The 21,757-nt window shown below is 64.1% G+C and carries 18 protein-coding genes; 7 read left to right on the top strand and 11 right to left on the bottom strand.

Translation table 11 applies throughout. The annotated features are described in order from the left end of the window. Positions 1–66: 66 nt before the first annotated feature. The 6 genes from C0456_RS09040 to C0456_RS09015 form a co-directional block, all read right to left on the bottom strand. Positions 67–1,893 carry an ABC-F family ATP-binding cassette domain-containing protein gene (locus tag C0456_RS09040; RefSeq protein ID WP_291050765.1) on the bottom strand — a complete coding sequence of 609 codons (1,827 nt, stop codon included), beginning with the start codon at positions 1,891–1,893 and terminating at the stop codon, positions 67–69. Between the two features lie 32 nt (positions 1,894–1,925). Continuing rightward, positions 1,926–2,600, bottom strand: a complete 675-nt coding sequence (locus C0456_RS09035) for a 16S rRNA pseudouridine(516) synthase (protein ID WP_291050762.1) — start codon at positions 2,598–2,600, stop codon at positions 1,926–1,928. 7 nt (positions 2,601–2,607) lie between these two features. After that, positions 2,608–3,651 (bottom strand): methyltransferase, encoded by a 1,044-nt coding sequence (locus tag C0456_RS09030; RefSeq protein ID WP_291050760.1) that lies wholly within the window; start codon positions 3,649–3,651, stop codon positions 2,608–2,610. Between the two features lie 143 nt (positions 3,652–3,794). Continuing rightward, on the bottom strand, positions 3,795–5,045 hold the full coding sequence (locus C0456_RS09025; RefSeq protein ID WP_291050757.1) for an acetyl-CoA C-acetyltransferase: 1,251 nt from the start codon (positions 5,043–5,045) through the stop codon (positions 3,795–3,797). Between the two features lie 219 nt (positions 5,046–5,264). Continuing rightward, positions 5,265–6,860 carry a DHA2 family efflux MFS transporter permease subunit gene (locus C0456_RS09020; RefSeq protein WP_291050755.1) on the bottom strand — a complete coding sequence of 532 codons (1,596 nt, stop codon included), beginning with the start codon at positions 6,858–6,860 and terminating at the stop codon, positions 5,265–5,267. A 1-nt stretch (position 6,861) separates the two neighbouring features. After that, positions 6,862–8,133 carry an HlyD family secretion protein gene (locus tag C0456_RS09015; protein WP_291050753.1) on the bottom strand — a complete coding sequence of 424 codons (1,272 nt, stop codon included), beginning with the start codon at positions 8,131–8,133 and terminating at the stop codon, positions 6,862–6,864. 105 nt (positions 8,134–8,238) lie between these two features. On the opposite strand from C0456_RS09015, the gene C0456_RS09010 reads away from it, so the two are divergent. Next, positions 8,239–8,889: a TetR/AcrR family transcriptional regulator gene (locus C0456_RS09010; protein WP_291050750.1), complete on the top strand. Its 651-nt coding sequence runs from the start codon at positions 8,239–8,241 to the stop codon at positions 8,887–8,889. Between the two features lie 64 nt (positions 8,890–8,953). On the opposite strand, the gene dnaJ is transcribed toward C0456_RS09010, so the two are convergent. Together dnaJ and C0456_RS09000 are read right to left on the bottom strand one after the other, a co-directional pair. Then, complete coding sequence (gene dnaJ, locus C0456_RS09005) at positions 8,954–10,105, bottom strand: molecular chaperone DnaJ (protein WP_291050747.1); 1,152 nt, start codon at positions 10,103–10,105, stop codon at positions 8,954–8,956. A gap of 99 nt (positions 10,106–10,204) precedes the next feature. Then, complete coding sequence (locus C0456_RS09000) at positions 10,205–11,506, bottom strand: penicillin-binding protein activator (RefSeq protein ID WP_291050744.1); 1,302 nt, start codon at positions 11,504–11,506, stop codon at positions 10,205–10,207. A gap of 47 nt (positions 11,507–11,553) precedes the next feature. Between C0456_RS09000 and rsmI the strand changes: the two genes are divergently transcribed. Together rsmI and C0456_RS08990 are read left to right on the top strand one after the other, a co-directional pair. Then, a complete protein-coding gene (gene rsmI, locus C0456_RS08995; RefSeq protein WP_291050742.1) occupies positions 11,554–12,429 on the top strand; it encodes a 16S rRNA (cytidine(1402)-2'-O)-methyltransferase in 876 nt (291 codons plus the stop codon). After that, entirely contained in the window at positions 12,419–12,787 is a 369-nt protein-coding gene (locus C0456_RS08990; protein ID WP_291050740.1) for a YraN family protein, read from the top strand. Before rsmI ends, C0456_RS08990 begins: the two co-directional genes overlap by 11 nt. A 7-nt stretch (positions 12,788–12,794) precedes the next feature. Here C0456_RS08990 and C0456_RS08985 read toward each other — a convergent pair whose 3' ends face one another. After that, positions 12,795–13,253, bottom strand: a complete 459-nt coding sequence (locus tag C0456_RS08985; RefSeq protein WP_291050737.1) for a cytochrome c — start codon at positions 13,251–13,253, stop codon at positions 12,795–12,797. Positions 13,254–13,509: 256 nt separating this feature from the next. Here C0456_RS08985 and C0456_RS08980 point away from each other — a divergent pair, with 256 nt between their 5' ends. Further along, a complete protein-coding gene (locus C0456_RS08980) occupies positions 13,510–15,519 on the top strand; it encodes a PBP1A family penicillin-binding protein (protein ID WP_291050735.1) in 2,010 nt (669 codons plus the stop codon). Between the two features lie 9 nt (positions 15,520–15,528). On the opposite strand, the gene C0456_RS08975 is transcribed toward C0456_RS08980, so the two are convergent. Next, positions 15,529–17,913, bottom strand: a complete 2,385-nt coding sequence (locus tag C0456_RS08975) for a bifunctional diguanylate cyclase/phosphodiesterase (RefSeq protein ID WP_291050733.1) — start codon at positions 17,911–17,913, stop codon at positions 15,529–15,531. A 152-nt stretch (positions 17,914–18,065) separates the two neighbouring features. Beyond that, complete coding sequence (locus tag C0456_RS08970) at positions 18,066–19,148, bottom strand: GGDEF domain-containing protein (protein WP_291050730.1); 1,083 nt, start codon at positions 19,146–19,148, stop codon at positions 18,066–18,068. Positions 19,149–19,582: 434 nt separating this feature from the next. Here C0456_RS08970 and C0456_RS08965 point away from each other — a divergent pair, with 434 nt between their 5' ends. The 3 genes from C0456_RS08965 to panB all read left to right on the top strand — a co-directional run bounded on the left by C0456_RS08965 (position 19,583) and on the right by panB (position 21,721). Beyond that, on the top strand, positions 19,583–19,975 hold the full coding sequence (locus C0456_RS08965; RefSeq protein WP_291050727.1) for a hypothetical protein: 393 nt from the start codon (positions 19,583–19,585) through the stop codon (positions 19,973–19,975). 279 nt (positions 19,976–20,254) lie between these two features. Then, positions 20,255–20,836 (top strand): NnrU family protein, encoded by a 582-nt coding sequence (locus C0456_RS08960; protein ID WP_291050725.1) that lies wholly within the window; start codon positions 20,255–20,257, stop codon positions 20,834–20,836. 57 nt (positions 20,837–20,893) lie between these two features. After that, a complete protein-coding gene (panB, locus tag C0456_RS08955; protein WP_291050722.1) occupies positions 20,894–21,721 on the top strand; it encodes a 3-methyl-2-oxobutanoate hydroxymethyltransferase in 828 nt (275 codons plus the stop codon). Positions 21,722–21,757 lie beyond the last annotated feature (36 nt).

Here is a 21,757-nt window from a genome sequence, read left to right as displayed (position 1 = left end):
GCAATAATCTGCGGCGAAGGCTACCCGCCCCGTATTAACGAAGCGTTTGCCTTACAATTCGAGGGCCTAGTTGCCGAGGCTTTCCCGCTTCTCCTCGATTTCCAGCCACTCCATCTCAATCCCCTCAAGCTCGTTACGCGCCGCGCCAATACGGGCAGACTTCTTGTTGAAGCCGCCTGGATCACGGGCATAGAGCTGCGGATCGGCAAGGTCTGCCTCCAGCTTTGCAATTTCCGCCTGAAGCTTCGGTATGAGCCCGTTGATCTCCTTCTGGCGGTGCTCGTCCTTGAAGGAGAGTTTCGTCTGAGCTTTGGCTTTGGCCGGGGCGGGCGCGGTGGCAGACGACTTCTGAGGCTCCGCCTTCGGAGCATCCTTCCGGCGCACGTCTTTGAGCTGTTCCTGCGCGTCGCTCCATCCGCCCGCCGTCTGGATCCATTCGCCCCCGCCGATGGGCGAGAGACAGCTCGTCACCGTCGCATCCAGAAAGGCGCGGTCATGGCTGACGAGGATCAGCGTGCCCTCATAATTCAGCAGCATGTCTTCCAGGAGGTCGAGCGTCTGCATGTCGAGATCGTTGGTCGGCTCGTCCATCACCAGAAGGTTTGACGTGCGCGCCAGGCCAATGGCGAGGGCCAGCCGGTTGCGCTCCCCGCCCGACAGCGCGCCAACAGGCTGGCGCAGCTGCTCCGGCTTGAACAGGAAGTCCTTCGCATAGGCGGCCACATGGCGCTGATGGCCCTGCACCGTGATCGAATCCCCGCCTTCCGGCGCGAGGGCTTCCCAGATCGTGTCCCTGGCGTTGAGGGTATCGCGCGTCTGATCCTGATAGGTCACCTGCAGCGTCTTGGAATGGTAGAGCGTGCCGGCATCGGGCGGGATTTCGCCCAGCAGCAGGCGCACCAGCGTCGTCTTGCCCGCCCCATTTGGCCCGATAATGCCGATCCGGTCGCCCCGCAGGATGCGCAGATCGAGATCCTTCGCAATGATGAGTTCCGTGCCGTCCGGGGTCTGATAGGTTTTCGAAAGGCCCTTGGCCTCAATCACCTTCTTGCTGAGGGAGTCGCCGGCATCCGCCGTAATCGTCGCCAATGCCTTGCGGTCGTTCAGCGCGCTGCGCACCTGCGCATGTTCCACCTTCAGCTGGCGCAGCCGGGCGAGGCGGCCCTGGTTACGCTTGCGCCGGGCGGTGACGCCGCGCGCCAGCCAGTGCTGTTCGTCCTTGAGGTGAGTTGTCATCCGCTTCAGCTGGCGCTCATCCTCCTCCTCGATCTGCTCGGCCCACTGATCAAACTTCACATAGCCTTCCGGGCTTTTCAGCACCTTGCCCTGCCGCAGCCAAAGCGTGTTTGTGGAGACATTCTCCAGAAAGCGCCGGTCATGGCTTACCACCAGCACAACCCCGTTGAACGCCTTCAGCCGGCCTTCCAGAAACTCGATCATCGGTACGTCGAGATGGTTTGTCGGCTCGTCGAGCAGGAGTATCGTCGGTTCCTGCGCAAATGCCTTGGCGAGCGCGGCGCGGCGCATCTGCCCGCCTGACAGTGTCTTGGGATCGGCGGCCGGATCGATGCCGAACTCCATCAGCTCGGCCTCGGCCATATAGGCCGCCTCCAGCCCGTCAGCGGCATAGTCGAGCACTGTGGCGTAGCCGGAGAGGTCCGGTTCCTGCGCCACGCTGGCGAAGGTCACGCCCGGCTGGCGCCACACTTCGCCGGAATCGGGCTCGGCCGCTTCCGAGACGATCTTCATCAGCGTGGATTTGCCCGCGCCATTGCGCCCCACCAAGGCGGCCCGCTCGCCCTTCGACAGCGCCAGCGTCACCCCTTCAAACAGGGGCGTATTGCCAAATGAAAGCCGCACATCGGTGAGTGTAATCAGGGGAGGTTGAGCCATAGCGGTGAGATAGCGGCTGGCGCCGCCCCGCGCTAGGGGCAGATCGCCGCCCGCTCCTCCGTTGTCAGCAGGCGCCATTTGCCTTCTGCCAGATCGCCCAGCGTCAGCGGGCCAAACCGACTCCGGTGGAGGGCTTCGACATGGTTGCCGGCGGCGGCGAACATGCGGCGCACCTGGTGGTAGCGGCCTTCGGTGAGGGTGAGGCGGGCGGTGCGCGCTCCGGTCACTTCAAGCTCTGCCGGCAGGCAGGGCTTGTCCTCGCCGCGCAGGATGAGAGAGCCAGAGGCGAAAAACTCGCGCTCAAACCCCTCCAGCGGGCGCGCCAGCGTCGCCTCATAGGTCTTGGGGATGTCAGACTTTGGCGAGATCAGCTTGTGCAGCAGTGCCCCATCATCTGTGAACAGAAGAAGACCGGTCGTGTCCGCGTCGAGTCGTCCGACAGAGGAAATCTTGGGGTCGCGCTTGAGAAAGCGCGGTGGCAGAAGATCATAAACCAGCTTTCCCTGATCCTGATGCGAGCAGGTATAGCCCGCCGGCTTGTGTATCATCAGCACCATGCCGGGCGCGGGGTCCAGCGGCTCGTCGTCAAAGCGCACATCCTCGCCCCAGCCGGTGACCCGTCCGCGCCGGATGGCCACTTCCATTTCCTTGCGCGAGCCATAGCCGAGGCCGGCAAGGTATTTTGCGAGCTTGCGGGTATCGTTCATGCCCGGCTCATTTCTGGCGCTTGGGCTTTTCAGCCTTGATGATCTTGTAGCCGTCTTCGTCTTCCAGCATTTCCTGACCGCGGAAGCAGGCAGAAATTTCTGCCTCATACGGAAGATGCCGGTTGGCCACCAGCCACAGCGTGCCCGAGGGCTTCAGCGTAGCGGCGGCGGCCCGGATGAAGGCGCGGCCAAGCTCGGAATTGTCTGCCCGCCCCGTATGGAAAGGCGGGTTCATCACGGCGAAATCATAGGTCGCCCGGGGCATGTCCTTCAGCGCGTCGCCCCAGGTCAGGGTGCAGCGCTCTCCAAACTCCGCCATTGTCTGTTCCTGGCAGAACAGCGCGCGGTAATCGGCCTCGAAGAGGTCCATCCGTTCGACCTTGTCGCAATGGCGCAGGATTTCCCGGCTGAGGAATCCGTTGCCGGCGCCGATGTCGACCCCGATGCCCTTGGTGTATTCCGGCACGCTGTCGGCCAGAAGCTCACTGCCCGGATCAATCCGGTCCCAGCTGAAAAGGCCCGGCCGGCTCCAGAGGCCCGGTTCGATTTCGCGCGGGGCGTCCTCCTCGATCCATTCCTGCGCCAGGTCTTCATTCACGAGGCTGGCATGCTTCACGGTCCAGAAGGCCCGGCATTTGTGCTTCGACAGGCTTTCGGCGTCACCGGCAATCTCGGCCAGGGTCTTCTCGGCCGTCTTGCCGCCCAGCGTATTTGGCAGGCTGGCCAGCACATAGCCGCCCTCGGGCGCCGCCAGCAGGGCGCGGGCATAGAGCGCGCGAGCATAGTCACGCTGCCGGGGCGGCACCACGATGGTCAGCATCGCCTCGGGAATGTCCACGCTGTCAGGCGTCAACACATTGTAGCCCGCTGCCTTCAGGGTGTCATATGCCGGCTTGAGGCTCGTGCGGCAGACTACGCGCTCCTTTGGCAGCTGAGCCATCCAGCTGCCCGGTTCGGCATTCAGCACCAGGATCGGGCCGTGTTCGGGCACGGGAACGGCGCCCGTATCCAGCGCCAGCAGCAATGTATCAAAAACAACAGTATCCATCATGCAGGCACCGATAGCCGCCCGCGCGCCCGGAGGAAAGCCGTCTCGCGCTGAGGGCGCAGGGGAATCTGCACCTGCCAGCCCGCCAAAGAAAAACCCCGCCGGCGCGAACCGGCGGGGTTTTGCCTTTATTGCGGATGGGAAAATCAGGCGCTGAGGCGCTCGATGATGATCGCCGGGGCCATGCCGCCAGCGGCACACATCGTCACGAGACCATAGCGCTTCTGCGAACGCTCAAGCTCGTCAAGGGCGGTGCCGATGAGGATCGAGCCGGTAGCGCCGATCGGGTGGCCCAGCGCCATGGCGCCGCCATTGATGTTCACCTTCTCGCGGTCGAGCTTCAGGTCACGGATGAATTTCTCGGCAACCACCGAGAAGGCCTCGTTGATTTCCCAGACGTCGATATCGCTGGTGGTGAGACCGGCTTTCTCGAGCACTTTCTTCGCGGCCGGAACCGGCGCGTTCAGCATCAGCGTCGGGCAGTCGCCCATGTTTGCTGTGGCCACGATGCGGGCGCGCGGCTTCAGGCCATGTTTCTTCATGTAGTTTTCAGACGCCATCAGCACGCCGCCCGAACCGTCGACGACGCCTGAGGAGTTACCGGCATGGTGCACGTGCTGGATCTTGCCCTTGAGCTGCGGATAGCGGCTCTCGATCAGGCTGCCATAGGTGGTGCCCTGGTCGTCGACCGGGATGTTCCAGAACATGTTGAACACGGTCTTCAGGCCACCCAGGCTTTCCATCGTGGTGCCGGGGCGGGGGAATTCTTCATGGTCGAGGGCGAGCGTGCCATCGACATTGTAAACCGGAACAACCGACTTGTTGAAACGGCCTTCCTTGATCGCCTGGGCAGCGCGCTCCTGAGAGACGACGGCGAGGCGGTCAACCGCTTCCCGGTCGATGCCTTCCAGCGTCGCGATGGCGTCCGCGCAGCAGCCCTGCTGGGATTGCGGATGCGATGCGCGCAGGCGCAGGTTGCCAGCGTCCATCATCGGCGGGGTTTTCGGGTCAGCCGAAGCGGCCGTGTAGCTCATCATTTCGCAGCCGCCGGCGATCACGCAATCTTCCATGCCGGACATGATCTGTGCCGCCGCGAGGCTCACCGTGGTGATGCCCGAGCCGCAGAAACGGTCCAGCGTCACGCCCGAGGCCTTGACGTTGTAGCCCGCGTCGAGGGCGGCCATGCGGCCCATGTCCCCACCCTGCGCGCCGCGCTGGCTGGAGGTGCCCCAGATGATGTCGTCGACGGTCTCGGTGTCCAGCTTGTTGCGGTCGCGCAGCTGGCTGAGAACGGTGGCCGCAAGGTGCTGCGGGTGCATGTGGGCGAGAGCGCCCTTGCCGACCTTGCCGACGCCGCGCGGCGTACGGACGGCATCAACGATAAAGGCATCAGCCATGATGTTACTCCCTGTCTTTGTGATGGTAGGCGCGTTCAGGCAGCGTCTGTTTTCAAGGCTTACGCGTGCGTAAGGAGCATGGGAAGCCGTGACGCCGGGTCAGTCGATGAGATGGTTTTCCGGCCGTTAAGTTCTGCGCCGGTCATCCGTGCGGCTTCCTGGTCCGGGTTCTCCGCCTGAATTGCGGACCGCCAGAGGAAGTCGAGCGCCCGTCCCGCGTCAGTGCGCCGGGCCTGCGGGGGCATTTACCGGCTTCTTCAGCACAAGCAGCGCCAGAAGCATCAGGCAGAATGCCATCGCCATCGCCATGAACAGGTTGTTGAACGTCATGGTCATCGCTTCGATCTTCATCCGCATCACCAGCTGCGCATAGGCCGCGGCCGCCGGATCCGTCAGGCCATGGGCCGCGCCGGCCGCTTCGGCCTGTTGCAGGAAAGCCTGCACTTCCGGCCGCGCGGGATCGAGGCCGGAGGCAATTTCCTGCTCATGCAGGGCGGTGAAATGATAGGTCATCGTGTTCAGCGCCGCGATGCCGAAAGCCCCGCCCAGATTGCGCACCACGGTAAACAGGCCCGAAGCATTCGCCACCATCGGCGCAGGCAAGGTGCCAAGCGCCAGGTTGGACACCGGCACCATGGTCATGATGAGGCCGATCCCGCGCAGCGCCTGCGGCCACATCAGCTCGTTGAATCCCGATTGTGCGGTCAGCTGCGCATTGCCCCAGAGGCCCGCCGTCACCAGTACGATGCCCATGCCCACCACAAGCCGCGGATCATACCGCTTCGTCAGCGCGCCCGAGAGTGGCCCGCCGATGAACATCGCGATGCCGGAAATACTCATGATCTGGCCGATCTGCAGCGGCGAAAACCCCCGCACCTGCCCGAGGAACAGCGGCAGGATATAGACCGAGCCGTAAAGCCCGAGGCCAACAATGGTGGCAATCACGGCGCCGGACCAGAAGTTCCGGTTACGGAACACCATCAGGTCCACGATCGGCGTATGATAGGTAAAGGAGCGGAAGAAGAAGATCACGCCCGCCACTGCGCACAGGGCCGCCCCGTACACGATGCCCCTGTCGGTGAACCAGCCTGCGCTCGGGCCTTCGTCGACGACCCATTCGAGGCTGCCGAGAAACAGCGCCATCGCCGCAAAGCCAAGCACATCCAGCCGGCGTAGCAGAGCGAAGTCGCCCTTCTGTTTGGGTACGAACAGATAGACCAGCACGCAGGCGGCAATGCCAGGGCCGATATTGATCAGGAACAGCCAGTGCCAGCCCAGATGCTCGGTCACCCAGCCGCCCAGTGTCGGGCCAATCGACGGGGCAAGCGTGGCCACCATGCCGATCATCACCTGCTGCGTCATCGATCGCCCACCGGGAAACAGGGTGAAGGCTGCCGCCATCGTGGTGGGCACCATCGCCGCGCCGGCAAAGCCCTGAATGGCGCGGAAGAAGATCAGCGAGTCGAGATCCCAGGAAAGCGCGCAGAGCAGGCTGGTAACGGTAAATGCGCCCGCCGACAAGATGAACAGGCGCCGCAGGCCGAACACCCGGTTGAGGAAGCCCGAGAGCGGAATGCCCACAACCTCGGCAATCAGATAACCGGTCTGTACCCAGGCGATCTCTTCGCCGCTGGCGGCCACGCCCGCCTGGATCTGACGGATGGAACTTGCCACGATCTGCACGTCAAGGATCGACATGAACATGCCGATCACCATTGCGAAGAAGCCGATATGCAGCGTCAGGGGTATCTTCTCTTCCGCCGCGCTGGCTGCGGGAGAAGTGCCTGCACCGGGTGAGGCGGTGGCGGCGGTCATGTCAGCTCTTGGCGGGCTTTACCGAAACAGTTGCCTCAACCGACAGGCCAGGCCGCATCAGGCCCGTGGCGAGCGCGTCCTCGGCAATCGCAATCCGCACCGGAACCCGCTGCACGATCTTGGTGAAGTTGCCCGTCGCTGTATCCATCGGAATGAGGCTGAACTGGCCGCCAGAGGCGGGGGCCAGCGATTCCACAATGCCATGCACCTTCATGTCCGGATACGCATCAATATGCAGCTCCACCGGCTGTCCAGGCCGCATCCGGCCAAGCTGGGTTTCCTTGAAATTGGCAATCACATAAGCGCTCTGTGTCGGGACGATCGCCATTGTCTGCTGGCCGGGACTGACCAGTTGCCCCTGCGAAACCGTCCGGTTGGTGACGATCCCGTCCACTGGCGCGCGGATTTCAAACCGGCCGCTGTCAAGGGTGGCGGCGTCAACGCGCGCCTTCGCCGCGGCCACCTGCGCGTCGGCGCTGGCGATGGCGGCTTCTGCAGCGCCAATGTCTTCCTGCGCGCGGGCGAGCGATGTGCGCGCCACAGAGATGCGGCTTTTCTGGGAAATGATGGCGGCGCTGGCCTGATCGGCCGACGCATTGGCCGCGTCCGCCCTGGTGGCGGCCGTGTCGAGCCCGGCCTTGGGATAGAAGCCGCGCTCTGCAAGCTTCTGGTCGCGGGCAAGTTCATCCTGGGCGAGGCGGGCATTGGCATTGGCGGCCTCGGCCCCGGCGTTGAGTTCGGAGAGGCGGTCGTTTTCAGCGGCGAGGCTGGCAGCCGTGCCCGCAGCGGTGGATTTCAGCGAAGCCAGCTGGGCGCGGGCCCGGGCGGCTTCTGCCTCGGCGGCGGCCAGGGCGGCGCGCGCCTCTTCCATCCGCGCGGCAGCATCCGCCCCTTCCAGCCGGATCAGGAGATCGCCGGCCTTCACCGGCTGATTGTCCGTCACGGCCACTTCTTCAACATAGCCCTGCACCTTGGGCGCCACCAGCGTGATGTCGGCGCGCACATAGGCGTTGTCGGTGGAAACGTCGAACCGTCCGGTGGTCCACCAATCGATGCCTTTCCAACCGATGACCAGGGCCAGCAGCAGGCCAAGCCCGGTCAGGATGTGGCGGCGATACCGCTGGGCAAAGCCGGCCGGTTCAGGCTCGGCACTGGCATCTTCGGCAGGGGTGGCGGGAGGGGGTGGGGACGGTTGGGAGGGCGCAGGCCCGGGCTCAGAACGGGGAGGAATCGGCTGAGCGGCAGGCTTCGGGGAGAGAGTTTGTGGGCGCATGGCACTTGTTTCTGATGTCCGGGCTGATGATTTCCCGAAACTGTAATCTTGATTACACCATCAAAATGTGTAATGTCAATTACACCAATTCGGGAAAGTGCATCCATGTCTGACTCTTCGGAAAAAGCTTCAGAAACAGCGCTTACGGGGCGCCCGGGCCGGGCCGCCCAGCGCCGCGAGGCGTTTCTGGATGCTGCGCGGGATGTGTTCCTGGAGCAGGGATATGAAGCCGCCAGCATGGCCGAGATCGTGGCGCGGGCAGGCGGCTCGCTCTCCACGCTCTATGCCCAGTTCGGAGACAAGGAGGGGCTGTTCCTCGCCGTCGTCACCCGCCGCGTGAAGGAGCTTTCCGGCGCCCTGCAGCTGGAAATCTCCGCCCAGGCACCGGCGGAGCAGGGTCTGCGCCGCATCGGCCAGAACTTCGTCGCCCATCTGCTGACGCCCACCGGCGTTGGGCTTTACCGCGTCATCCTCGGCCTCGCGCCAAAGTTCCCGGATCTATCCCGCCAGTTCTACGAGAAAGGCCTCAGCGAAGTGCGCGCCGCCGTTGCCGCCTATCTGATAGACCGGGAAGCGGCCTGCGAACTCAAACTGCGCGACCCCCACCGCGCCGCCAGCTTCTTCCTAGAAATGGTCCGCGGCACCCTGGCGCACCGCGCCCTTCTGAACCCCGGATACTTTCCGGATGCAGACGAAATTCGTGACGTGGTGGACGATGCCGTCAGCCTCTTCCTGGACGGCCTGCGCCAACGCTGAGCAGCCGCGCCCGTGCCGCTTTGTCAGATAACAGAGGATAGGCTGGCGGTGTGAAGTCGCGCTGTCAAACCGGGCGTTTCTCGTCGCCTTCGCCGCCCCAGAAGCGTTTGATCTTGCCGAGGAAGCCTTCGCTTTCCGGGTGGCAGTCTGCGCCGGAGCAGTCACAGAACTGGCGCAGCAGTTCCTTCTGGCGGGCTGTGAGGTTCTGCGGGGTTTCCACGAACATCTCGACATAGAGATCGCCCGTCTGCCCATTGGCGCGCACGCTCGGCATGCCCTTGCCGCGCAGGCGCAGCTTGCGGCCCGTCTGCGCGCCTTCGGGGATGGCCACGCGGGCGCGGCCGCCATCGATGGTCGGAATGTCGATCTCGCCGCCAAGGGCAGCCGTGGTCATCGGCACCGGCGCGCGGCAATAGAGGTTGGGCCCGTCGCGCTCGAAGATGTCATGATCCACCACTTCGACGAAGATGTAGAGGTCGCCCTTCGGCCCGCCGGCGCTGCCCGGTTCGCCCTCGCCGGAAAGCCGGATGCGCATCCCGCTCTCGACGCCGGCGGGGATCTTCACCTGCAGCTTGCGTTCTTCCTTCACCTGGCCGGCGCCGCCGCAATTCTTGCACGGCTTGCGGATGATCTGGCCGCGCCCCTGACAGATATGGCAGGTGCGTTCCATGGTGAAAAAGCCCTGCTGGGCGCGCACGCGGCCATGGCCGCCACAGGTCTCGCAGGTTTCCGGCTTGGTGCCCGGCGAGGCGCCGCTGCCTTCGCACGGGCGGCAGGTCACCGCCTGGGGCACATGGATGGTTTCATCCTTGCCGTAGAAGGCTTCTTCCAGCGTGATTTCGAGGTCATAGCGCAGGTCTGCGCCGCGCTGCGGGCCGCTGCGGCGGCGGCTGGAGGCAAAGCCCCCGCCAAATACCTGGCTGAACAGATCCTGGAAGATGTCTTCCGGATTGCCGCCCTGGCCGAACGGGTTGCCGCCCATCCCGCCATTCTCAAAGGCGCCATGGCCATAGCGGTCATAGGCTGCCCGTTTCTGCGGATCGGAGAGCACGGCATAAGCCTCGCCGACCTCCTTGAACTTCTCTTCTGCTGCGGCATCCCCGGCATTCTGGTCGGGGTGATACTTCATCGCCAGCTTGCGATAGGCTGATTTCAGCGCCTTCTCGTCGACGCCGCGGTCAACGCCGAGCACTTCGTAATAGTCGCGCTTGTTCATGTTTTCGTCGCTGCCTGAACTCTGGTCCGCCCTGTGCGGGTCATTTGGGGCGCCCTCCGGCCCCCCGCAAGGGCCGGAGTCAGGTGCAGTTCAGGCCAATTAGCTACCACCCGGCGGGAATTGGGTAATACCTTTCTCCACGACAGAGGCGCCGCCGCCGCCGATCTGCTTCACGGCCAACCCGCGCTGGGCGGTGCCGTCGAGGCGATAGCGGAAGAGGCCGTTAACCCCCATGAAGCCGTTGGGATCGGTCACGCCCGAATGCTGGATCGCCCCGGTAGCCGACAGGTTCACCGCCATGGCCGCAGCGTCATAGGCGGCGGCTGCCAGGTCGGTCGGCGCGCGGCCATAGATCCGGCGATAGGTGTCCCTGAAGGTCGTCATATTGTCCGGATCTGGCGTGGCGAAGATGCCGCCTTCCAGCGTCGGCTCGCGCCAGACGGAGCTGTCATCCCAGTTGCTCGTCCCCATCAGGCGCACGCGCTTCAGGTCCACGCCATTATAGGGCAGCAGCGGCGCCACTGCGAGCAGGCGTGTGCCGCGCTCGGGGATCATCACGCCCACCCGCTGGTTGGCGCCGGCATATTCGGCCTTCACCACGCTGGCGATCTGGCGGGCCTGATCGCCGGCCCCGGAGTCTGCCGGATAGAAGGCGCTCGAGGCCATCCGCCAGCCATTCCGGGCCGCTTCGGCGCGCATCGCGGCTTCCACCTGGCGGCCATACGGGCTGTCCGGGCCGAGATACACAAAGGTGCGCGTGCCCCGGCTGGCGGCATAGCCCATCACGCGGATGACTTCCTCCTCCGGCATGATCGAGGCGAGATACGCCCCGCCACCCGCAGCGGTCGGATCGTTCGAGAAGGCCACCACGGGGATCGATTTGCGATTGGCTGCCTGTTTCACCCCGCCCACATTGGCGGCAAACAGCGGCCCCAGAATGATGTCGGCGCCTTCCTTGATGGCTTCATCGGCCCGCGCTTCGGCGGTGGAGGCGCGGCCTGCCGTGTCCATCGGCATGATCAGGAAGTCGGTTCCCGCCAGTTCGAACAGCGCCAGTTCGATCCCGGCCAGCATGCTCTCGGCTTCGGCGCGCACATTGGCGCTCGGATGGGTGAAGGGCAGCAGCACGGCGGCACGTTTCACATCCTTCCCGCGCATGAATTCCGGCGTCAGACCGCCATCATCGCGGTAATAGGGTTCGGCCATCTGGCCGGTGTCGTAAGTCTCGCCGGGCCTTGGCTGAACCGGCTCCCCGGTCACCGGATCGACGCGCGGCTGGCCTGTCCCGATGGAGACCGGCGGACGCGCCGGCGCCGAGGCGCAGGCTGTCGCCAGAAGCAGCGAAGCCAGCACAAGGCTTGGCGCCCGGAGTTTCCTGAGTAAGGGTGGCAACAATGTCATCTTCCGATCCTTCCGACGCCAGTTCGATTCCAGCCGAAGGCGACTCTATGAGCGCCGCCGGTGCCGGGCAACAGCCCGTTGCCGTTTCTCCCGGCCTCTATGTTGTTTCCACCCCGATCGGCAACCTCCGGGACATCACCCTGCGCGCGCTGGACATCCTGTCCGCTGCCGATGAGGTACTGGCCGAAGACACCCGCGTGGCGGCAAAACTAATGTCCGCCTACGGGATTAAAGCCCGTCTCAGCCCGTACCATGACCATAATGGGGCCGAACGGCGGCCACAGATCCTCGCCCGCCTCGCAGCAGGTGGCCGCATCGCCCTGATTTCGGATGCTGGTACGCCGCTGGTGTCGGACCCCGGCTGGAAGCTGGTGCATGACGCGCTGGAGGCGGGCCACAAGGTTCATCCCGTGCCCGGCGCCTCAGCGCTGCTGGCGGGGCTCGTCGCCTCGGGCCTGCCGAGCGACCGGTTCATGTTTGCCGGCTTCCTGCCGCCCAAATCCGGCGCCCGCAAATCCGCGCTCGAAACCCTCAAACACGTCCCCGCCACGCTTGTCTTCTATGAGAGCGGCCCACGCCTTGCCGAAAGCCTGGCCGATCTCGCCAGCGTTCTGGGCGGGGGCCGCACCGCCGCCGTCGCCCGCGAGCTGACCAAGATGTTTGAGGAAACAAGGCGCGGCACGCTGGAAAGCCTCGCCCGTCATTATGAAGAGGCCGGGCCCCCGCGCGGCGAGATTGTCGTCCTCGCCGGGCCGCCGGAAGAAAGACACGCCACCGCCGCTGATCTCGACTCCGCCCTGCGCGACGCCCTGAAAACTATGCCCACCAAGGAAGCGGCCAGCAGTGTCTCCGAAGCCCTCGGCCTGCCGCGCCGCGAGGTCTATCAGCGCGCCCTCCAGATCAGATCGGAAGATGCCGGCTAAGCGCCAGATCGCCGAGGCGCGGGGGCGGTCTGCCGAGCGCCGCGCCGCCCTCTGGCTGCGCCTGAAGGGCTATTCCATCCTGGCTGCCCGCGTGAAGCTGCCGGTGGGCGAGATCGATCTTGTCGCGCGCAAGGGAAAGCTGATTGCCTTTGTCGAGGTCAAGGCCCGCGCCCGGCAGGAGGATGCCCTCGGCGCCGTCAGCGTGCAGTCCTGGCAGCGCATTGCCCGCGCCGCCGAGGCCTGGATGGGCCAGCGCCCGAAATTCGCAGATTATGGCTGGCGCTATGACATCGTCGCGCTCGCCCCCGGCCGCCTGCCACATCACCTGAAGGATGCCTGGCGTCCCGGCCTGGCTTAGCCGGGCCTCACTCCACCGCGGTGGGCGGGGTCTCCTGAATGCTCACCAGATAGGCCAGCAGCACATCCATCCCGAGATCGCCGAACACGAAATCCGGCATCGTCTCATGACCGACATGGATGCCCGCCCGGAAGTCTTCAGACAGGTTTTCCGGGGAGTAGAGCGACAGCACATAGCGCAGCGGCGGGGCGTCTGCCCGCAGGCTCGCATCCTGGTCCAGCCCATGGCAGATCGCGCAATGGGTCTGCGCAATCGCCTTGCCATCGGCAATCGAGGCCTCATCCATCGGGATGCCCAGCGCTTCCACATCGAAGACCGGCGCGGCCGGCTCCGCCGGGGTCTCCAGCCCCACACCGGGCGAGGGCACATGCGGCTGCTCTACCGGCTGGCGCTCACAGGCGGCCAGCGTCATGAAGCCTGCGGCCAGCAGGATGGCAACCGGGCGGAAAGGCAGGGAAGGGCGCATCGGCGGGCTCCTTTGCAGAAAGTTGGGGCAGGGCGCTGCAGGCCAGAATCGGCCCTTGATCCCTCACTATATCACACTTTCATCCTGCCACCGGCCTCCCGGAAGGCAAATCCCGTACTTTTCCCTAGCGGGGTGCACGCTCAGGGCCTGTACTCAGCGTTCCGTTCCAGCCGGTGCCTTCACCCTGCCGTAATCTTCTATCAGTTAGGCTCCGGGTTTCAGGCACACTCCAGCATTCAGGCCGGGCCATTCACGCATGACCGACAGCCATCAACCGCCCCGCATGCCAAGGGTCATCCGCGTTCCCGCGCAGGCGCTTTCGCCGCGCCGGCTGAGCCCGCTGCGCATCCTGCTGATCGCGATCGGCGCCATCGCCCTCTGCGCCGGCGCCTGGGGCCTGTGGAAGTGGCAGAGCCTGCATTCGGGCATGCCCCGCCTGCCCGAAGTGTCCGAGCTCTGGCAGGCCCAGCGCGAGGCGGCCATCGAGTTCATCGACGCGGAAGGCAAAACTCTCGCCGTGCGCGGCCCCCGCTATGGCCGCGCCATCACCGTGACGGAGCTGCCCAAACACGTCTCCCAGGCCTTCATCGCGGCCGAAGACAAGCGCTTCTACGAGCATGACGGCGCCGATGAGGCCGCCATCGCCCGCGCCGCCCTCTCCAACGCCGCGGCCGGCGAAACCGTCTCGGGTGCCTCCACCATCACCCAGCAGGTGGTGAAAAACCTCGTTCTCGACAGCCGCCAGACGATGCAGCGCAAGGCGCAGGAAATCACCCTCGCCCGCCAGCTCGAAAAACGGATGACGAAAGACGAGATCCTCTCGCTCTATCTCAACCGCATCTATTTCGGCGCAGGCCTCTACGGCATCGACGCGGCCTCGCGCTTCTATTTCGGCAAGCCTCCGGCCGAGCTTCAGATCCATGAAGCCGCCCTCCTGGCCGCGCTGCCCAAGGCCCCCTCCAAGCTCAACCTGCGCGACAATCTGGAAGGCGCCAAATCCCGCCAGCTCTATGTGCTCAAGGAGATGGAGAGCGAGCGCTACATCTCGCGCCAGGAAGCCGCCGCCGCCCGGGAAGCGCCGATCAACATCATCGCCGCCCCGCGCTACGATCCCCAGCTTGGCTACGCCCTCGACATTGCTGCCGAGCGCCTGAAAACCCTGCTGCCGCGCGTGCCGGGGGATGCCGTCGTCCAGCTGACCATCGATCCGAAAATCCAGCAGAAGACGCAGACGCTGCTCAGCGAGCGGATGACCAAGGATGGCAAGGCCGTTGCCGCCAGCCAGGTCTCGGCCCTGATCCTTGATCGCAATGGCGCCGTCGTGGCCCTCACGGGCGGGGTCGATTACGCTGCCTCGCCCTTCAACCGGGTCACCCAGTCACGGCGCCAGCCCGGCTCCAGCTTCAAGCCCTTCGTCTATGCCCTCGCCCTGGAAGACGGCTATTCGCCCTATGACGTGTTCAATGACCGGCCGATTTCCATCGGCAAATGGCAGCCGGTGAATTATAGCGGCGAGTATCACGGGCCGATGACACTGTCTGAAGCGCTCGCCCGCTCCACCAACACGGTGGCGGCCGAGCTTGGCAACGAAACCAATCCCGAGCGGATTGCGGCCCTGGCCAAACGCTTCGGCATCGCGAGCGAGATGAAGCCCTTCCCCTCCATCGCCCTTGGCAGTCAGGAAGTCAGCCTCTGGGAACTCGTGCGCGCCTATGGCGTCTTCCAGTCCGGCGGCTACCGGATGGAGCCCTACCTCATCGCCCGCGTGACGGATTCGCGCGGCCAGGTCTATTTCGAACATCCCGTCTCCGAGCGCGAACGTGTGTACCCGGAAGACCTCGCCGCAGAGATGAACGCCATGATGATGCGGGTCATCACCGCCTCCTTCGGCACCGGCGGGCGCGCCCGCATCCCGAACTGGACCGTCGCGGGCAAGACCGGCACCAGCCAGGAATCGCGCGACGCCTGGTTTGTCGGCTTCACGGCGGCCTATATCGGCGGTGTCTGGGTCGGCAATGATGATGACAGCCCCATGCGCCGGGTCACCGGCGGCGGCCTCCCGGCTGAACTCTGGGCAGACATCATGAAGGTTGCCCATGAGGGCAAGAAACCTGAAGCTCTCTTCGGGGCAAACCGGGCCGTGGTGCTTGATCCGGCAGCGGAGCAGCGCATCACCTTCTATCGCGGCATGGCCCAGGCCTTCGCAGCCGCTTCGGGGGGCTCCCGCAGCGCCAGCCGCGGCGGCCCGGTCCAGCAGACGGAATAACGGCCGCGATCAGTTGGCGCGGGCAATCTTCTGCAGCGGGGCCTCATCGGGCTCGGCTGGCAGGGACGCTTCGTACTCCGCCGCCGCCGCGTCGATCAGATGCTGCATGGCCTCCATCGGCTGGGGCCGCCCGACCAGATAGCCCTGCAGCTCGTCACAGCCATGGCCGCTGAGGAAGTCTGCCTGGTAGAGTGTTTCCACCCCTTCGGCCGTGCAGCGCAGTCCCAGCAGCTTGGCCAGCGCCAGCGTCGCCTGCGTGATGGCGCGGCTTTCCGCATCGGTCTCGATCCCGCGCACAAAGCTCTGATCGATCTTGATCTTGTGGAAGGGGAACATCCGCAGATAGCTCAGCGAGGAATATCCCGTCCCGAAATCATCCAGTGAAATCCGCAGGCCCATATCGCGCAGCTGATGCAGACGCTCCAGCGCAAAGCCGGTATCTGCCATCAGGACCGATTCAGTGATCTCCAGATCTATGCGGGACGGGTCCAGCTGGTTGGCGGCCAGCGCATGCACAATCGTAGACACAAGGCTTGTCGCGTTCATCTGCAGCGGGGAGATATTGATCGCCATGCGGATATTCGCCGGAAGCTGAGCCGCTTGCGCCATGGCCGTGCGGATAATCCATTCGCCCATGGGCACGATCAGGCCGTTTTCCTCCGCCAGCGGAATGAACTCGGAAGGCGGAATGATGCCAAGCTTGGGGTGATGCCACCGCACCAGGGCCTCAAAGCCCACCACCTTGCGCGTCTCTGCGCTGACCTGGGGCTGATAAACGAGGCGCAGCTGACCCTGGGTGATGGCTTCGCGCAGTTCCACTTCCCCGCGCAGGCGCGCGGCGGCCTTGTTGGCCATGTCCGGGGTGAATAGCGCCCATCGTCCGTTGCCCTTCTGGCGCGCGGCATGCATCGCCAAGTCTGCATGGTTCATTGCCATTGCGGCATCGAGATCGGGTTCGTCAAACCGGCGCACGCCAATCGAGGCGGTACACACAATCGTTGCGTCCCATATGGAGTAGGGTTCGTTCAGATAGGCGCTCAGCATATCGAGGAATGCTTCCAGCCCGCCGACGCTGGCCTGGCGTTTCACCGCCAGGATAAAACCATCGCTGGAAATCCGGGCCACGAGGTCGTCGGCGGCCGCATGTTCGGTCAGCCGGTTTGTCACCTGCCGCAGCAACTGGTCTGCCGCCTTGTGGCCAAGCGTGTCATTGATCACCTTGAAGGAATCAAGATCGAGACAGATCATCGCCCGCATCGAGGAAATTTCCAGCGGCGCGCGCGTCCACTCCTCCAGAAGCTCCAGAATATGGGCGCGATTGGGCAGGCCGGTGAGGTCATCATAATGGGCCAGCCGTTCGATCCGGTCTTCGGCCTGCTTGGCCTGCGTCACGTTCGAGGCCACCCCGCGGAAGCCCATGAACCGCCCGTCCTCATAGATCGGCTTGCCGGTCAGGGCGACCCAGCACTTTTCCGGGCCAGACACGCGCACCTGCAGCACCACATCATGGAAAGGTTCGTGGGCGTGCATGGCCTCTTCAAGTTTCCGGCGCGCTTCGCAGCTCTGGAACAGCGAGAAGAAATTGCGGTCCGCGTGCATGAAGGATCTCGAAGCGTCGGTATTCTGCCCATTGCAGGGCACGCTCTCCATCCGGAAATCAGCGTTGGTCTGCCACAGCCAGTCCGAAGAACTTTCGCCGAAATCCCGCAGCAGCAGGCTGATCACCTGAGATTGTTCACTGACTGCCGCCTCGCTGAGGAATTGCAGCACGAACTGCCGGTGGGCCCAGAGAACGGAATAGATCAGCACAAAGACATATATGATGGACAATACGCCAACCACCTGGCTGGTCGCGTCTCCGCGCAGGAAGCCCGCGCCGCTCATGCCGAGGCTGATCGGCACAATGAAGCAGAGGGCCGCGCGCGGCACGCGGGCGAGCAGGAAGGTGCCGCCAAATGCCATGCCGGTCGCAATCAGCATCGTCACCATGAATTGCATGTCCGGCGCGTTGATGGCCACCAGCATGGGCAGGGCCGCCCAGAAGAGCCCATGCATCGTCGAATTCTTTGCGCCTATATCCAGCTTCCGGGCGGCATAGTCTTCCTTGTGGCTGTATTTCAGTCCCCGGACGTGATGCACATAGGTCACGATGTTCAGAAGGGTCAGCGCGGCGCCCCAGACAATCATCATCGGGTTCAGGTTTTTCGAGCCCAGTTCCAGGAGGACAATTGCGGTATTCATCAGCCCGACAAGAATCATCAGCACAATCAGATGGTTGATGGAACTGACCTGTTTGGCCTGAAGCGCTGCCTGCAGTTTCTCCGGCACAGGCACTGGCCGGATAAACATTGCCAGTTTTTCGACCTCTGTGCGGATTCTGCGGAGAATTGCCATTGCCAGCCTCTTGGGCACTAATTTGGCATTTTCTCTAACATATCAGAGTTAACTTCCCGGAAAGACCGCGCTGGGAAGTTGTGCGGAAGGGATTTACTCTTTGCAAGGAATTGATCCGGCGGCCAGGGCGGGCCTGGCGGCGCCGTGATGGATTATCCCAGCCCCGGCGCGCAGACGCGGTTGCGGCCCTTGGCCTTGGCCTCATAGAGGTATTTATCCGCCTTCTGCATAAGTTCGCGCGGGGTCATTTCCGGCTTGTACTGCACCACGCCGAAGGACGCGGTGACCACCGGCAAGGCTACCGGATTGCCATCCAGCTGGTGCTCGGTCTGGCTCAGCAGATGCTTGATGTTCACCAGCCGGTTATAGGCCTCCATCAGCTGGCTGCCGGGGAAGAGGATTGCAAATTCCTCGCCGCCATGCCGGGCCACCAGCCGCGGCTCATCCGCATTGGACGAGATCAGCCGCGCGAAGTTCTGCAACACCACGTCACCGGCCTCGTGCCCGTAAGTGTCATTCAGCGCCTTGAAATGGTCGAGGTCTGCCATCGCCACGCACAGCGGCTCGCGCGTGCGGTTGGCCTGCTTGATGGCGTCTTCCAGCGTCTTGTCGAAGGCGCGGCGGTTGGGAATGGAGGTCAGCGGGTCGCGCAGGCTCTGCGAGCGCACCTCGTCCAGCTGGTCGCTCAGAACCGCGATGAGGGTCTGCGACCGGACAAGGCCCTGGTTGAGCTCCATCGTCATCGCGCTCATCCGGCGGTTTTCCTCGATCAGTCCGGAAACCAGAGAGTTGAGCTGTTCGGGTGAGGTTGCCGCCTTGGGCAGGTCCTGCTCCAGCGTCGTCAGCGTCTCGGAAAACGCCGAATTCTGCTGCAGGCTCGCATCGATCACGCTCAGCACTTCGCCAATCTCGTCGCCAATCGCCTGGCTCAGATCATGCGCTGCAAAAGCGCTTTGGTCCTCGGCCAGATAGGCCTGGAACAGAACGTCGATGTCATAGGGCGAAATCGTGTCCTGCCCCAGCAGCAACTCGTCAATCTCGGCCACAAGCGCCGGATCAGACTTGGTCGAATAGGCAAACCACACCGCATAGGCATTGGGGTAGGGCGCCGTCTTGTATTTCTCGCTGAGCTGAAAAACGCGCACGGCGGCCCTGCAGGCCTCTCGAAAATTCAGCTGGGCCCTGGCGTCAGAGCCATGGGTCAGCAGGGTCCGGTCGATCAGTTGCGCGCCCATGGCGGGTCTATCCAGTCTTGGTCAGATGTTATGGCATACCATAAGAGAGTTTGAGGACAGTTAATACCGGTTGCCGCGTTTTTTTTGTCCTTAAAGGTTGCAAAAGCGTTCCGGAAGTGTCCGGACCTGCCTTTGGAGCGCCGTTGGAGTTTTTTTGGAGCTTTCTGCAAAAAACTCCAACGCCGCAGCCCTCACCTCCCACGCGCTTCGCGCGCGGGCCCCTCCTCTCCCAGAGGGAGAGGGGTTGGGACCTCACCGCGAGCACAACGCTAAACCCCTCTCCCGCGAAGTGGGAGAGGAGGGGCCCATCGCAAGGCGATGGGAGGTGAGGGCCTTCAACCCTATCCAACAAATTTCCCGCTGAACCTGCAGCACTTAGGCGATTTCCAGAAATTTCATCCACCCCCTCCGGGAACGGAGGTATACTCCTTCGCATGTCGCCCCAGATCGCCGCCCGCCTCTATGCCCACGTATTGCCAGTCTTCTGGCCATACCTCTGGCTGCAGCTGCGCTGGATCTTCAAACGTCAGGACAAGGAACTCAGGACGCTTCTGATCTCGGTCTCCAAATGGGGTCACGTCCACATCGTCCATGTCGGCGACTACTGGCGCGCTTACAAAAAGCCGAAAGCCGTCAAACCGAGCTGGGATGATCCCGTCTGGGAAAGCCACACTGCGCCAAACCTCGTTGGAGTTTTTCAGGAGGACTCCAAAACCCTTCTGGCTGCCAATTCCTCAGCCCCCAACACAAGTATCCTCCCCTGCGAAGCGGGGGAGGTGGACGCGAAGCGGACGGAGGGGGGAGCCCCACACCCCGACACCTCCTAGCTGCAAGCAGCCCCACCCCCACCCTCCCCGCTTGCGGGGAGGGGGCAAGTCGCGCCCTAGGGGAAAGTCGCCCTCCGCTGAAACCCTACCTCTCCCCACAAAGCAACAGGCCCCCTCCCCACGGATGTGGGGAGGGATGGGGTGGGGCACCTCTCAAGAAAAAAGCAAACACCGGCCGCGCCCCCCGCGCGTTCCGGCCCTCCGTGCTGCCCCAAACGCGGCGCTTCCCGCCATTCCCCAATCAGTTTACCCTGCCGCCAAACGCTGGGAGGCACCGCCATGACCTATCTCATTCTGGGGATCATCATCTTTTTCGGAGCGCATCTGTTCAGCGCCTTCCGCAGCCGCGCGCCGGGGAAGGATCTGAAGGCAAAGCTCGGCTACGGCCCCTATATGGGCCTCTACAGCCTTGTTTCGGCTGTGGGGCTTGGCCTGATGATCTGGGGCTTTGACGCCGCCCGGCCCGCGCCCATCCTCTACACGCCCCCTACGGGCCTCGCCCACCTCAACCTTGCCCTGATGCTGCCGGCGATGATCCTGCTGGCGGCCGCCTATCTGCCCACCGGACGCATCAAGAAGGCGGCGAAGCATCCGATGCTGGCGGCGGTGAAGATCTGGGCGCTGGGCCACCTGCTGGCCAATGGCGAGCTGAATTCCGTCCTCCTTTTCGGCAGCTTCCTTGCCTATGGGGTGATTGACCGGATTGCCCTCAAAAAGCGCGGCGATATCGGCCCCGGCCCGGACGCGCCGGTTTCCGCCGTTGGCGACATCGGCGCGGTGGTCATCGGGGCAGGGGTGTATGCCGCCATCCTGCTCTGGCTCCACCCGATCCTCTTCGGCATGCCCGCCCTCCCGCAATAACCAGCCCGGCAAAGGCATTGCTTGCCCGCCGGGGGCGGACCCTGTAATCGCAGGGCCATGTCAAAACAGACCCAGACCGCCAGAAAGACCGTCAAGGACATCGCCGCCGCCAAGGGCGCGACGCCGCTTGTCATGTTGACGGCTTATGACGCTCCGACCGCCGCGATCCTCGATCCCCATTGCGACATCCTGCTGGTGGGCGACAGCCTCGGCATGGTCGTCCATGGCCTCCCGTCGACCGTCGGCGTCACGATGGAGATGATGATCCTGCATGGCCAGGCCGTCATGCGCGGCTCGCAAAGTGCGATGGTCGTCGTCGATATGCCTTTCGGTTCGTATGAAACCAATGCCGATCAGGCCTTCCTGAACGCGGTGCGGATCATGAAGGAAACCGGCTGCCAGGCGATCAAGATCGAAAGCGGGGCTTATGCCGCCGGCCAGATCGCCCACCTCGTGGAGCGCGGCATCCCGGTGATGGGCCATATCGGCCTGCGCCCGCAGGCGATCCATGTCGATGGCGGCTTCCGCGCCAAGGGCCGCACGGAAGATGAACGCGCCCGCGTCCTCGCCGAGGCCCGCGCCGCCGCCGATGCCGGCGCCTTCTGCATCGTCATCGAAGGCGTCGCCGAGGATCTCGCCGCCGCCATCACCGCCGAAGTCAGCTGCCCTACCATCGGGATCGGCGCCTCGGCCGCCTGCGACGGCCAGGTTCTGGTCACCCAGGACATGCTCGGCCTGTTCGACTGGACGCCCAAGTTCGTCCGCCGCTACGCCGATCTGCGCGAGGCCATCGATCAGGCCGCCGCAGAATACGCCGCTGACGTGCGCGCCCGGCGCTTCCCGGGCACGGCTGAAACCTACAGCCTGCGAAAACAAGGGTCTTAACAGCGCTGATCCGTTGCAGGCCCGCCTTGGGCCGTC

Source organism: Hyphomonas sp. (assembly GCF_013823385.1).
Taxonomy (GTDB): Bacteria; Pseudomonadota; Alphaproteobacteria; order Caulobacterales; family Hyphomonadaceae; genus Hyphomonas.
Note: the sequence above shows the minus strand (reverse complement) of the source record. Positions and strands in the feature narration are given on the sequence as shown.